A 13,802-nucleotide genomic window follows, 5' to 3' on the forward strand; every position below is an offset into this window, starting at 1 on the left:
TGAAAGGGGGGCGTTGGCCTCCCTTTTTTTATCAGCTGGTTGGCCTGCGCTTTTTCAAAGTGTCCAGCTGGTTGCGTCGCACATGGCGCAGCACTTCCATCAGCAAAGCGGTCATCATGCCGATATTCAATAACCCGTTGGTGGCGCACATCCCGCTGAGTAAACGCCATTCGACTGGTAACAAAAGATCGCCAAAGCCAAGCGTGGTAAAGGCGACCAATGCAAAATAAAGCGCTTCTTCGAACTCTGTAAAAATTCCGAGCATGCGAAAAGCAATGGCCCAAATCCAGACGCCAGCCGTGATCATCCACAACACCGCGATCACCGCGCTGGCCAGAACTGCGGCTAGCTTCGGGCGATGCGGCTCCTTGATCAACCACCTGTGTGCGCGATTCAGGATGATTTCGAAGACCAAGAATCCAAGCGTGGCCACGGCAACGGACAGCAAAATAAGGCAGGTGCCGACGAAAATTTGTATGAACATGATCAGGTAACCTCTGATTTTGCTCGAATATGACAGAGCAAGCCTGCGCGGGCCAGTGGACACTGTCCTGCGGATGCCCTATTTGATCAGGATTATGGCAAAGAAACAGACCGCAGAAGAAAAGAACTACAAAGTGATCGCCGAGAATCGGCGCGCACGCTACGACTATGCCATCGAGAGTGATCTCGAATGTGGCGTCTTGCTGCATGGTTCTGAGGTCAAATCTTTGCGCACGGGCGGATCGAACATTGCGGAAAGCTATGCGGCGGTTGAAGAGCACGAGCTGTGGTTGGTTAATTCCTACATTGCGCCGTACCAACAAGCGATGTTCCCGCATGAAGAACGGCGCAGACGCAAGTTGCTTGTGTCTAAACGCGAGCTTGCTAAACTCTGGCAGGCCACTGGGCGTGAGGGCATGACCCTTGTGCCTCTGGTGATGTATTTCAACCATAAAGGCCGTGTCAAAATCAAAATTGGCGTCGCTAAGGGTAAGAAAAACCACGACAAACGCGCCACCGATGCGAAGCGTGATTGGGATCGCCAAAAGTCACGGTTGTTGCGCCACAATTCTTAAACTGGCAGCTGTGATTGCCTAATCTGGGGAAAAGATTGCGATTTCTCCCCTAGTTCCACGCTTTCGTTCTCCTTTAAGGATTGAGCAACAAAGCGACGGGCCCGTTTGTAGCTCAGTGTTTGGTCCTTGAGGGAGACGATATGGAGCATTTGCTCATTCAATTGGTTTTTGGTGCCGTGGGCGGAAACGCTGTTGGCAAACTTGTCACTAGGCTGGATCTTGGAACGCTTGGGAACTCGGTTGTAGGTCTTGTTGGCGGAGGCATTGGCGGGCAACTTTTGAGTAAGCTAAGTTCCGGCGGCGTAGGAGCGGTTGCTGAAACGGCAACCGGAGCTGGCGGTTCGGATGTCGAGGCAATCGTTCAGAGTTTTGCTGGCGGTGGTGTTGGCGGTGGTGTTTTGATGGTTGTTGTTGGCCTGCTTAAAGTGCAGATGCGCAAAGCCTAAAAGAGATTTAGATGACTTTTAGGGACGCGCAAATAATGCGGGTCTTTTTGCGTTTATCGGTCCAAATTCAGCTATTTTGATCCAAAAACATACCTTTGGGGGTCTCGTGTCTTGCATGAAACGAGACATGGCGGTATGCGAAGGTGCAACAATTTAAAGGCCGAAAAATGCCCCATAGCGATCCGAAAACGCTCGTCTCGACGACATGGCTCGCCGAACACCTAAAAGACCCAGATTTGCGTCTGATCGATGCGTCCTGGTATCTTCCAGACATGAACCGAGACGCCAAAGCCGAATATTTGGCCGGGCACATCGCGGGCGCACGATTTGTTGACATCGATGATGTTTCCGATGCTCGCTCAAGCCTGCCCCATATGCTGCCGCCCGCCGAAAAATTTATGTCACGTATGCGCGCTCTTGGTGTCGGCGACGGGCATCAAGTTGTTATTTACGATGGATCAGGCCTTTTTTCCGCGCCGCGCCTTTGGTGGATGTTCAAATATTTTGGTCAAAACAAAGTTGCCGTTTTGGATGGCGGGTTGCCTAAGTGGAAGGCCGAAAAACGCCCAACAACAACCGAACCACCGGTTATTCGCGATCGCCATATGGTCGTCGTTGAACAAAGCGATTTGTTGCGCAATGTGACCCAAGTGGCTTCGTCGTCAAAGCTTGGTGACCACACAATAATCGATGCGCGTTCTGGCCTACGTTTTCGCGGAGAGGCCCCCGAACCGCGCGCTGGACTTCGGGTTGGCCACATTCCGAATGCACGGAATGTGCCGTTTGGCAGTCTGCTGCAAGCAGATAGTACGATGAAACATCCCGGCGAGTTGCGCCTTATATTTGAAGCTGCAGGTGTCGATTTGACCAAGCCCGCAATCACATCCTGTGGCTCAGGTGTCACGGCTGCAATCCTAAGCCTTGCACTTGAGCGAATCGGGGCAAAGCATGCGCTTTTTGATGGAAGCTGGGCGGAATGGGGCATGTATGGCGACCTTAAAGTTGCAACAGGAGAAGCATGATGCTGAATAACTTGACCACACAATACCCCGATCCGATTATGCAGCTGATCACGCTGTGTCGTGAGGATACACGTGACACCAAAATCGATCTTGGTGTGGGCGTCTACAAAGATGGCGCGGGTCAAACCCCTGTGATGCACGCGGTGCGTGCTGCCAGCAAAAAGGTTTGGGACAACGAGACAACCAAGGTCTACACTGGCCTATCTGGTGATCCTGAATTTGGTCAGGCTATGCGTAAGCTGGTTTTGGCTGACAGCGTTGATGCCGAACGTGTGGGGGTTATCGCAACGCCCGGTGGGACCGGCGCCATCCGTCAAGCTTTTGAATTGGCGCGTTTGGCGAATCCTGATTTGACGGTTTGGACATCGAATCCAACTTGGCCCAACCATTTGGCTATTTTGAAATTCATGGGCATTCCGAATACTGAATATGCCTACTTCGACGAGGTGTCTTGCAACGTTGATTTCGACGCGATGATGGGCAGCCTTAAAGGTGTTCAGGCCGGCGACATGGTGTTGTTGCACGGCTGCTGTCACAATCCAACGGGTGCAAACTTGACCCTCGAACAATTCGGGCTTGTGGCTGACTTGATTGCGGACAAAGGCGCGTTGGCTTTGGTTGATATCGCATACCAAGGCTTTGGTGACGGTCTAGAAGAAGACGCAGCGCCCACACGTTTGTTGGCGTCCAAGTTGCCGGAGATGCTTGTGGCGGCGTCATGCTCTAAAAACTTTGGTGTTTACCGCGAACGCACTGGTTGCTTGATGGCGATCTCGGAAGACGCGTCCATGACTGCCAAGACACAGGCAAACATGAACTACTTGAACCGTGTCGCGTTTTCATTTCCACCAGACCACGGCGCGCGTTTGGTGACGACCGTATTGACGGATGAGACACTGACGGCGCAGTGGAAAACCGAGCTGGAAGAGGTGCGTTTGAGCATGCTTGGCCTGCGCACACAATTGTCAGATGAACTGCGCCAGCGGACCAATTCTGATCGGTTTGATTTCATCGCCCAGCACCGTGGGATGTTCTCGCGCATTGGTGCGACGCCTGAGGAAGTGATGAAGATGCGCGAAGATTTCGCGATCTACATGGTATCTGACAGCCGTATGAATATTGCAGGGCTGAAGCCAAGCACAGTGCCATTTTTGGCAGAAGCAATTGCAAAATCTTGTAAATGATCTTGCACTGCATTTGAGACGAAAAGGCCCTCATCAGGGGGCCTTTTTGTATTCGAGGGGGGGTGATTGGCGCTACTGCGCGCGTATCGGAGCCCCTTTGAACGCTTATTGAAAGACTGATGTTAGCCTGATTGAATTTTTTGCATCTGGGCATCAAAGGCTTTCCAAGTGAGCGACGCCTTGTTTCCAGCAAACCCATGATAATGTGATTTTCCACTAGAATTGGGCAAGCCAGCCCAAATTTTCGCGAGGTTGTTCATGAAGTCATGCCGCTTCATGTCTCCGGCTTGAAATGCTAGCAGCCCAGCGTCGATCAGTAGAATATCAGACAGCGCGTCTTGCACCTCAGCCGTAAACAGGGTGCTTTTGGGTAAGCTAAGTTCCGCAACCACTCGCTTTAGGGTCTTGGGAATGAACTGGTAGCGACCGATGGCGTGAGGCTGCCCTGGGGTTGCACTGATCCAGGCGTAGATTTCGCCAATTGTCATTTTTGTTGGGCGTTTTGGGGTGCGCACCTTGGCGCCATGTTGAACCGCGTCATAGCCATCGCGACGGGATTCGGCCTGGCCGATTATGAATCGGATCTGGTCGACGGATGTCACCCCCTTGGGCTGGCGATATGGTGCTCGCATGGCAGCGGTCATCACATGGTTCTGTTTGGGAAGGGCGACGGGAAGGCTAACTGTTGTGGGCTTGGCGATGGGTTCGGGGCGGGGCGGCAGCGGCGTAAAGAACCCCAGATTGGCGTTGGTAGGGACAAGACTTGGGCTTTGTGTTGATGCAAGAAAGAGTGGTTGAGCACTGCCCGTTGGCGCAAGAACGCCGCGACTTTGGAAAAACAAAGATCCACCGATCACGGTACTGGGTTCCGCGATGGCCGACCCCAACGCGACGAACAGTAAGATATGAGCGCCAAGCGCACGGTAGATAAATGTCATTCTGACCTCCTTTAATGCCGGCACATCCAATCACAAGGGGGCGGCGAACAAGGAGACTATCGGTTCAATTTATTTAGAATTGGTTGAGTTTGGAAATCTTTCTAACCCAAAAGAAAAAGGCCCGAGCTGTGATGCCCGGGCCTTTCTTGATGTCATGGAAAGGGGATTAGCCTTTGTAGAACTCTGGGTATGCTTCCATGCCGAGCTCTGCTTTGTCGAGACCGAGGAGCTCAGCTTCTTCAGAGACGCGGATGCCGCCGAATGCTTTGAGGACCAACCAAACGATCATCGATGTAACGAAGACAAAGACACCGATTGCGATGATGCCGATGGCTTGTGTGACAAAGGATGTGCCGTCGTTTGTGAGTGGAACAGCCAATGTACCCCAGATGCCAGCCAACAGGTGAACTGGGATCGCGCCAACAACGTCATCGATTTTCATTTTGTCGAGCATTGGGACTGCGAAGACAACAATCACAGCGCCGAAGCCACCGATCATGACAGATGCAAAGATCGAAGGTGTCAAAGGCTCAGCTGTGATGGACACGAGACCAGCAAGTGCGCCATTGAGGAGCATGGTGAGATCGATTTTGCCGTACATAATTTGTGTAAGGATCATCGCAACAACAGCGCCTGCAGCAGCAGCCATGTTGGTGTTTACGAAGATACGTGAGACGTCTGTGATGTCGCCAACTGTACCGGCAGCCAATTGTGAGCCGCCGTTAAAGCCGAACCAACCGAGCCACAAGATGAATGTACCCAATGTTGCGAGTGCCAAGTTGGAACCAGGCATTGGAACTGTTCTGCCATCTTTGTATTTGCCGATGCGTGGGCCGAGAACCAGAGCACCTGCAAGTGCTGCGAAACCGCCTGCTGCGTGAACCAAAGTGGAACCAGCAAAGTCAGAGAAGCCCATTTCAGACAAGAAGCCGCCGCCCCACTGCCAAGATGCTTCGATCGGGTAAATAACGCCGGTCAAGATCGTGGTGAAGATAAGGAATGGCCACAGTTTGATACGCTCAGCAAGTGTACCAGAAACGATGGATGCAGTTGTCGCACAGAACATCAACTGGAAGAAGAAGTCAGACCCAACAGATGCGTAATCAAGTGCTGCGTCTGCCGCGTCTAGGCCAACTGGCTCAAGAGACGTGACGGCAAACCATGGGCCCATGACGCCTTCAATAACCCATTCACCTGGGTACATGATACCAAAGCCGATGAGCCAGTACATGATGGACGCGATAGCGAAGAGAGCGATGTTTTTAGTAAGCTGTGTTGTCACGTTCTTAGAACGTACGAGGCCTGCTTCGAGCATTGCAAAGCCAGCGGCCATCCAGAACACCAAGAAGCCACCAATAAGGAAGAGCAACGTGGTAAGGATATAGGGGGTGATGTCAGGTGCAGCTTCCGCGGCGTCCTGAGCAAAAGCCACAACGGGAAGCGCAGAGGCTACCAGTGAGGCTGGGATGAGTTTGGTGAGTTTCATATATGGTGACCCTTTTCGTCTCAATCTTGCGCGCTTAGATGGCGTCGTCGTTTGTTTCGCCGGTACGGACGCGAACAGCGCCTTCCACGTCGAGAACAAAGATTTTACCGTCACCGATTTTATCGGTTTTGGCTGTTGTCGCGATGGTGTCGACAACTTGTTCTGCCATGGCGTCTGCCACAACAACTTCAAGTTTCACCTTCGGCACGAAGTTCACGGCGTATTCTGCGCCGCGGTAGATTTCCGTATGACCAGATTGAGAGCCAAAGCCCTTAACTTCAGTCACCATCATTCCGCGTACACCAATGCTTGTGAGCGCTTCGCGGACTTCTTCAAGCTTAAATGGCTTGATTGCTGCGATAATTAATTTCACGTTATTCCCCTTCCGATTAGTCGGGTGCTGTCAGCTTGGACAGACACTGGACCAGAAAGACGCTGTTAAGGGGTTGTACACAAGGAAAGAGGTGCCCAATTGTGAGTCGAAAATAGGCAGCTGTGCTCAAAAATTATACATTTTAATCGCCTTGATTAAATATTAATCGAAAAATAAAGAGAACATCACAACGCGATTCCCCTCAACATTCGTGGGACGTCTCTATACTGTGCAAGCAACTTACAAAAACGATTGAGCAGTGACATGGCAGGACAAGGCGGCACAGGTCGCGGTGGCGGCAAGAAACGCTTGGTGGCAGAGCGCCGATACCCCGCAGCGGCGCAGGCGAAACCCAAATCAAAAACTAAGGCAAAACCTAAACGCTTAACAACCGCACGCAAACGAAAAGCGGCACCAAAACGGTCGTCAAATATCTTTTTGCGCGTGATCGGCGGCATGATCCGTTGGGTGCTGCGTTTGATTTGGCTGGTTTTGACGCGTGGCGCTTTGGCTGGTGCTTTGGTCTTAGGTTTGGCGATTTTCTATGTTTATTCCACGTTGCCGCCGTTTTCAGAGCTGCTCGACGGGCGTTCGCGCGGGTCAGTGACACTGACTGATCGCGACGGCAAGGTGTTTGCGTGGCGCGGCGAACAGTTCGGCGGGCAAGTCACCGCAGATTCAGTGTCAACGCACCTTAAGAACGCAATCATCGCGACGGAAGATCGGCGCTTTTATAAGCACTTTGGTCTTTCACCGCGTGGCATAGCGTCTGCTGTTAAGATCAACTTAAGCGAAGGTCGCGGTCCCTTGTCTGGCCACGGCGGTTCGACGCTGACGCAACAGGTGGCAAAGCTGTTGTGCCTCGGCGTGCCCTATGATCCCAATGAGTGGAAGAACCAATCTGAATACGAAGCCGATTGTCGCCAAGGCAGCATCTCGCGCAAAGCCAAAGAGGCCATTTATGCCATGGCGATGGAGGCGCGTTATTCCAAAGACGAAATTCTGTCGATCTATATGAACCGTGCTTACCTTGGGGCCGGCGCCAATGGGTTTGAGGCGGCTTCAGAGCGCTACTTTGGGATATCGTCAGCTGATGTGAATATTGCACAAAGTGCTATGCTGGCGGGACTTTTGACCGCGCCATCACGTTACGCGCCGACAAGTGACTTAAAACGTTCACAAGAGCGCGCGGGCATCGTTTTATTATTGATGAATCAGCAAGGACTGATCACGGACGCGGAGCGCGCCAATGCTAAAGCACACCCTGCTGAACTTTCGGATGCCGCAGAGCAACGCGCTGGCGGGTATTATGCTGATTGGGTGATGGGCGCGGGCCCTGACTTTTTGACGCGAGAGACCACGGAAGATGTCATCATCGAGACGACTTTTGACCCCCGACTTCAAACGGCAGCCGAAGAGGCACTAACATGGGTATTTGAAAACAAGGTGCGCGAGGGCTCTGAGGCTCAAGCAGCCATTGTGATCATGAGTGCCGACGGCGCTGTGCGTGGCATGGTCGGCGGGCGCAAATTGCGTGGCATCTCAGGCGCGTTCAATCGCGCCACTCAGGCCAAGCGTCAGCCCGGATCAGCTTTTAAACCTTTCGTTTTTGCCACAGCTTTGGATATGGGCTGGTCATATGACAGTCCAATCTTGGACGAGCCTATCACGGTGAATATTCCCGGTTCTGGCGCTTGGTCACCACAAAACTATGATCGAAAATTTCACGGCATGGTGACGATGACCGAAGCGCTGCAAAAGAGCTTCAACATTCCGGCTGTGAAACTGGCGATGGATGTGGGGCTTGAGAACGTGCGCACCGTGGCGCAGATGTTTGGTATTGAAAGCGATCTCGCACAGGGGCCTGCTTTAGCGCTCGGCGCATCAGAATCGACACTCTTGGAAATGACTGGCGCATATGCTGGTATTTTGAATGGCGGCTCGTCTGTAACACCATATGGATTGCGGTCATTACGCTTGAAGGGCACGTCGGATGAGATCATGGGGCAAGATGGTGGTTTGGGCGAACGCGTCATCACGCCGATGGCCGCCGAGCAACTTATATATATGATGTATAATGTCGTGCAAAACGGCACCGGCGCGCGCGCGCGCCTTGATGGAGTCGAAGCGGCTGGGAAAACGGGCACCACCCAAGCCGCGCGTGATGCTTGGTTTATGGGGTTCACAGCGGACTACGTTGTGGGTGTCTGGATGGGGTATGATGACAATTCGCCGTTGACTGGGGTCACGGGGGGCGGTTTGCCTGCTGACATTTGGCACGAAACTATGACACGCGTGCAGCAAGGGCGGCCCGGCAACCCTTTGCCAATGTTGCGCCCGTCTGTGCCGCCACAAGTCCCCGCGAACTCAAGCCAAAGCGTATCCAACAGCGGCGCGCGGCCCAACAATGACAAAGCTCAGAACGTTTTGGGCGATATCCTGCAGTCAATCTTTGGCAAAAAGAATTAACGCATCAGGCACGCCAGAAGACCCACATAAAAAACGGCGCGTTCCTGTATAAGGAGCGCGCCGTTTTGGGAAAGGGTATAAGCTTTGATCGGGCCTATTTTAGAGCTGCAGTCAGCTTTTCGATGCTGCCACCCGCTTGATCCAGCATCGCGCCGATTTCAGCGCGCTCAGATTTCAACAGTGAGATACCTTCAATAGTCAAGTCAATGAACTTGCCTGTTTTGTCGGCCACAATGAATGAAATCGCAAATGGCGATTCACCGCGCAAAATGGCTGTACAAGACACCTCATAGATCGAATTGATCTTTTGTGTCTTATCCACTTCAATCTTGCCGCCAATAAACTCGCGGAAGCGCGACCCGTATTTACGAGAAATGTAGCTTTGGAAGGCCTTCGTGAAAGCGCTCAATTGAGCAGCAGAGGCAGAACGCGCAGGGGGGCCAAGCACGGAGCGGGCGATGTTTGGCGTGTCAGCGTAGTTGACCAAGACACGTTCGAAGTCTGTAAACATGCCTGACTCAGATTTGCCTGAATTGATAATGGCGTTGATGTCACGCACAGTCTTAGTGATCAGCGCCTCAGCCTCAGAACTTGAAAAAGCAAAGACGGCGCGCGGCATGGCTATAAGCAGTGTCAAACCAGATAAAGCACCGGTTAAAAAGCCGCGGCGGCCAAGAATGGATGCGTGAAAGGGGAACAGGTTATTCATAAAAATCCTCGTAAAGGTCGTAAGAGGGGTTATCTGCAGGCGCAGAGTCGTCTTGCTGCACCTGCGTGCCAAGTTCAAAACGGCGTCTGTCCAGATAGGACAAGCGCAACTGCGCGTAGCCATCAGCACTGTCATAGATGACAGACTCATAAAGGTCAGAGTAACGATACCGTGTATCAACGATGTCGGCCACTTTAAGTCCGGTCTTGACGCTTGATGCGGCAGGATCCAGCGCAGTTCCAAGTGGATCAAGTGCGATATCGACGATAAGACCGATCATATCGCGGTTGGTTGAAGGGCCGTAAACTGGCAGAACAATGTACTCGCCTTCGCCAAATCCCCAAACATGCAAGGTCTCACCGAAACCGCTGTCACGTTCATCAAGCCCAACTTCGGACGCAGGATCAAAAAGGCCTGCAACCCCAAGTGTTGCATTCAAAGCAAAGCGTGCCGTGTTGTGCAATGCATCCCCGAGTTTGAACTGAAGCAGGTTATTGACTACGGTTCCTGGCAAACTCAAGGTATTAGATACGTTGCTCAATCCCTTACGCAAAGGATCAGGCACGACTGTACCGTATGCGACCGCGATGGGTTTGATTACGTTGCGATCCAGTCGAACATTATCTTCATATGTCGCGCGGTTTTGCGACTCATATGGATCATTTATGCCCGTCGAAGGGCTGCGAGACGCACAGGCAGACAACGTCAGCGCCGTGATAAAAATAAGAGCAAGCTGTTTCACTGATTGAAAATCCAGTTTAATGCGTTGGCAGCGCAAAAGCTGCTGGGTATAGTTGCCAGATAGTCCTTATTTGCAAGAAGCCCAATATTAACATGCGGTGCGATAAGGTCCTGTGACACAGAATCAACAGTGTTCGACTAGATCGTACTCATTTTGCGGCGACTTTCCGCACAAAGTAATATTTGCGGCAAGTTTCCGCACAAAGTAATAAAAGTGGGCTAAAATACCTGATGACGCAGGACAATATTCGCCAAGGCAAAGAGGAGCTTGCTCAGATCCGCAAGCGATCTCGTAGTCTCTTTGTCGCAACTGGCATTTTTTCGATTTGCTTGAATGCATTGATGTTAACTGGCCCGTTGTTCATGCTGCAGGTTTACGACCGCGTTTTGGGGTCTGGCTCTGAGGCAACGTTGGTCGCGCTTTTTATGATCGTCGGCTTCCTGTATTTGATGATGGGCCTCCTCGACGGCGTACGCTCACGTGTGCTCACACGGATCGGCGCGCGGTTTCAATCAGATCTTGAGCAACGCGTTTTTAGTGCGTCTTTGCGCCGCTCTGCACTTGAGCCACAGCAGCCTGGCAACGCCAATCCTATGGATGATCTGACAGCCATCCAGCGCTTCTTAGCGTCTCCTGTGATGGCTGCTGTATTCGACTTGCCGTTTGTGCCGCTGTTCTTGTTCGGCATCGCTTTGTTCCACCCTTACTTGGGATATCTTGCCGTCGGTGGTGGTTTCATTCTGGTGCTGGTCACTTTGATCAACCGCGCAACTTCAAAACACCCGCAAAGCATAGCCACCCGTGCCGAAGCTGTCTCGTCGCAGATGGCAAGTCGTCTTGGGTCTGAGGCCGAAGCTGTTCGCTCGCTTGGTATGGAACGCGCCGCGTATGAGCGTTGGTTTCAATCACGCAAAGTTGCGATGAGCCATGGCATTCACGCATCTGATTTAACCATGAGTTTTACGGCGATGTCCAAAGCGCTTCGCTTGTTCTTGCAATCGGCAATGCTCGCGCTGGGTGCATGGTTGGTCTTACAACACGAAGTTTCGGCGGGCGCGATGATTGCCAGTTCTATCTTGCTCGGACGGGCCTTGCAGCCGATCGATTTGATGGTCGGTCAGTGGAGCGCAGTGCAGCGCGCAACCTTGGGCTGGTCTAACCTGTCAGAGCTACTTGGATCAGTTGGCAAAGAGCCTGCGCGCACTTCCTTGCCACGTCCAAAAGCCAATTTGAATGTGCTCAACCTAACGGTCATCCCGCCAGGTCAAGCTCATGCCTCATTGCGAATGGTTTCGTTCAAAGTTTTGCCGGGCGAAGCCGTCGGTGTGATCGGCCCGTCAGGGGCAGGGAAGTCCAGTTTGGCCCGCGCAATGACAAGTGTTTGGTCGCCCTCTGGCGGGGCGATCCGTTTGGATGGGGCTAAACTCGATCAATACGACCCTGAGGTTTTGGGCAACTATATTGGGTATTTGCCGCAACGTGTTCAGCTATTTGATGGAACCATTGCTGAGAATATTGCAAAACTTGCCTCTCAGCCCGACGGGGCCTCTGTGGTCGCCGCGGCACAAAAAGCTGATGCGCATGCCATGATCCTGTCCTTGCCAAAAGGATACGATACGCCTGTGTCTTCTGCAGGGGGCCTGCTGTCTGGAGGCCAATTGCAACGGATTGGCCTTGCGAGAGCCTTTTATGGCAATCCCGTTTTGGTGATTTTGGATGAACCAAACTCTAATCTTGATAATGACGGTTCTGTGGCGCTCAATGCGGCTATCCGACGTCACAAAGAAGAGGGAGGTGCCGTTATGATTATGGCACATCGTCCCTCTGCAATCCAAGAATGTGAGAAACTTCTGGTGCTTGAAAATGGGGCGCTGCGGGCATTTGGTCCGCGCGATGCTGTACTTAAAGAGATGGTGAAAAATAGCAAAGACATCATGCGCAAGCCGGGCCCGGGGGGTGTACAATGACCCAGAACCTTCCAGCTCAAATAGAAAAAAGCAATCTACCTGATGCGGATATCATGCAAAAAGCAAAAGCAGCACAGCCGGTTGCCGTGACTGAGCCTGAAAAATGGTCCGTACGCGGACCTTTGATTGTCGGATTTGTTTGTATCCTCGTGCTGTTTGGTGGCTTTGGTCTTTGGGCTGTTCTGGCGCGGATTGACGGAGCCATTGTCGCCTCTGGTCAAGTCCAGGTGGAACAAAATCGTCAGGTTGTTGCGCATCGCGACGGCGGCGAAGTGGCCTCCGTTCAGGTGTCCGAAGGGGATCTGGTAAACGCTGGCCAACTTTTGCTGCAAATCAGTGGTCGCGAAATCGCAAGTGAATTGGCGATCACCGAAGGGCAATTGTTTGAAGTCATGGCACGCGCTGCGCGGTTGCAAGCAGAACGCGACGGGGCAGCTGAAATCACTTTTGCGCCGGAGGTTTTGGATCGTGCACAAACTGATAGAGACGTGGCGCGGCTGATCGCAGGTCAGCTTGATTTGTTCACAGCGCGCCGTTTAACGGCCCAAAAAGAGATAGAGCAACTTGGCAAGCGCAGTGCGCAAATCGCAGCACAAATCGCTGGGTTTATGGCGCAGCGTTCCGCATTGGAACAGCAATTGGCCTTGATTGACGAAGACTTGGTCTCTCAAGATGCTTTGTTAAAGCGCGGTCTTACACAACAAAGCAGTGTGAATGCCCTGCGTCGCGAACAGGTTGGCGCTGCAGGACAAATAGGGGCGTTGACCGCGTCGATGGCGCAGGCAGAATCCCAAGGCACTGAGATAGAGTTGCAAATTCTTAAACTGAGTTCTGACCGACGCGAAAGCGCCATAACCACTTTACGCGATATCCAAGCCCGTTCTTTGGAGCTGCGTCAGCAGCGCGAGAACCTGCAAGAACGCCTTAAGCGGCTTGACGTGCGCGCGCCATTGTCCGGGGTTGTGTATGATTTGTCAGTCTTTGGTCCCGGCGCTGTGGTAACTTCCGCTGAACCGCTGCTGTTCATCGTGCCGCAAGACCGACCTTTGGTTGTTTCTTCCCGCGTGAGCCCTATCCATGTTGATAAAGTCTATCCTGGACAGCCCGTTCGTTTGCGCTTCGCCACCTTTGACAGCCGTACGACTCCTGAAATCAATGGGTCCGTGACCAAAGTATCTGCTGACGCTTTTATCGATGATGCCACACGTACCAGCTATTATTTGGCCGAAATCCACATCGATGAAGACCAAAGAAACCGACTGCCAGCGGGTTCCGTGCTTATTCCAGGCATGCCGGTAGAAACATATATGTCGACCGGCGAACGTTCGCCCTTGGCTTATTTAACAAAACCGCTCACTGATTACTTTGTGCGCGCTTTTCGCGAAGATTAAAATCACCAGAATTAGGA

The 13,802-nt window shown here is 52.4% G+C and carries 13 protein-coding genes; 7 read left to right on the forward strand and 6 right to left on the reverse strand.

Annotated features, from left to right (window positions below; translation table 11 throughout):
• Positions 1-31: 31 nt before the first annotated feature.
• Complete coding sequence (locus WNY38_RS07420) at positions 32-484, reverse strand: ion channel (RefSeq protein WP_342856702.1); 453 nt, start codon at positions 482-484, stop codon at positions 32-34.
• A 94-nt stretch (positions 485-578) separates the two neighbouring features.
• Here WNY38_RS07420 and smpB point away from each other — a divergent pair, with 94 nt between their 5' ends.
• The 4 genes from smpB (at position 579) to WNY38_RS07440 (ending at position 3,710) form a co-directional block, all read left to right on the forward strand.
• Positions 579-1,058, forward strand: coding sequence for an SsrA-binding protein SmpB (gene smpB, locus WNY38_RS07425; protein WP_342856703.1), 480 nt, complete (start codon positions 579-581; stop codon positions 1,056-1,058).
• Between the two features lie 140 nt (positions 1,059-1,198).
• Positions 1,199-1,504, forward strand: a complete 306-nt coding sequence (locus tag WNY38_RS07430) for a hypothetical protein (protein ID WP_342856704.1) — start codon at positions 1,199-1,201, stop codon at positions 1,502-1,504.
• Positions 1,505-1,671: 167 nt separating this feature from the next.
• The gene (sseA, locus tag WNY38_RS07435; protein ID WP_342856705.1) at positions 1,672-2,526 is read left to right on the forward strand and encodes a 3-mercaptopyruvate sulfurtransferase; all 855 of its coding nucleotides are present in this window, start codon (positions 1,672-1,674) and stop codon (positions 2,524-2,526) included.
• Entirely contained in the window at positions 2,526-3,710 is a 1,185-nt protein-coding gene (locus WNY38_RS07440) for an amino acid aminotransferase (RefSeq protein ID WP_342856784.1), read from the forward strand. Before sseA ends, WNY38_RS07440 begins: the two co-directional genes overlap by 1 nt.
• 122 nt (positions 3,711-3,832) lie before the next feature.
• On the opposite strand, the gene WNY38_RS07445 is transcribed toward WNY38_RS07440, so the two are convergent.
• The 3 genes from WNY38_RS07445 to WNY38_RS07455 all read right to left on the reverse strand — a co-directional run bounded on the left by WNY38_RS07445 (position 3,833) and on the right by WNY38_RS07455 (position 6,507).
• Positions 3,833-4,648 carry a hypothetical protein gene (locus tag WNY38_RS07445; protein WP_342856706.1) on the reverse strand — a complete coding sequence of 272 codons (816 nt, stop codon included), beginning with the start codon at positions 4,646-4,648 and terminating at the stop codon, positions 3,833-3,835.
• A gap of 166 nt (positions 4,649-4,814) precedes the next feature.
• On the reverse strand, positions 4,815-6,134 hold the full coding sequence (gene amt / locus WNY38_RS07450; RefSeq protein ID WP_342856707.1) for an ammonium transporter: 1,320 nt from the start codon (positions 6,132-6,134) through the stop codon (positions 4,815-4,817).
• A 34-nt stretch (positions 6,135-6,168) separates the two neighbouring features.
• On the reverse strand, positions 6,169-6,507 hold the full coding sequence (locus tag WNY38_RS07455; protein ID WP_215942698.1) for a P-II family nitrogen regulator: 339 nt from the start codon (positions 6,505-6,507) through the stop codon (positions 6,169-6,171).
• A 264-nt stretch (positions 6,508-6,771) separates the two neighbouring features.
• Here WNY38_RS07455 and WNY38_RS07460 point away from each other — a divergent pair, with 264 nt between their 5' ends.
• Positions 6,772-8,976 carry a transglycosylase domain-containing protein gene (locus WNY38_RS07460; RefSeq protein ID WP_342856708.1) on the forward strand — a complete coding sequence of 735 codons (2,205 nt, stop codon included), beginning with the start codon at positions 6,772-6,774 and terminating at the stop codon, positions 8,974-8,976.
• A 94-nt stretch (positions 8,977-9,070) separates the two neighbouring features.
• On the opposite strand, the gene WNY38_RS07465 is transcribed toward WNY38_RS07460, so the two are convergent.
• Positions 9,071-9,685 carry an ABC transporter substrate-binding protein gene (locus WNY38_RS07465; protein WP_342856709.1) on the reverse strand — a complete coding sequence of 205 codons (615 nt, stop codon included), beginning with the start codon at positions 9,683-9,685 and terminating at the stop codon, positions 9,071-9,073.
• Positions 9,678-10,427, reverse strand: coding sequence for a VacJ family lipoprotein (locus tag WNY38_RS07470; RefSeq protein ID WP_342856710.1), 750 nt, complete (start codon positions 10,425-10,427; stop codon positions 9,678-9,680). The genes WNY38_RS07465 and WNY38_RS07470 overlap by 8 nt, the downstream gene beginning before the upstream one ends.
• Before the next feature lie 230 nt (positions 10,428-10,657).
• On the opposite strand from WNY38_RS07470, the gene WNY38_RS07475 reads away from it, so the two are divergent.
• Together WNY38_RS07475 and WNY38_RS07480 are read left to right on the forward strand one after the other, a co-directional pair.
• The gene (locus tag WNY38_RS07475; RefSeq protein WP_342856711.1) at positions 10,658-12,394 is read left to right on the forward strand and encodes a type I secretion system permease/ATPase; all 1,737 of its coding nucleotides are present in this window, start codon (positions 10,658-10,660) and stop codon (positions 12,392-12,394) included.
• Positions 12,391-13,785, forward strand: a complete 1,395-nt coding sequence (locus WNY38_RS07480) for an HlyD family type I secretion periplasmic adaptor subunit (protein WP_342856712.1) — start codon at positions 12,391-12,393, stop codon at positions 13,783-13,785. Before WNY38_RS07475 ends, WNY38_RS07480 begins: the two co-directional genes overlap by 4 nt.
• The last annotated feature ends 17 nt before the right edge of the window (positions 13,786-13,802 follow it).

Source organism: Pacificibacter sp. AS14 (assembly GCF_038899935.1).
GTDB lineage: Bacteria > Pseudomonadota > Alphaproteobacteria > Rhodobacterales > Rhodobacteraceae > Celeribacter.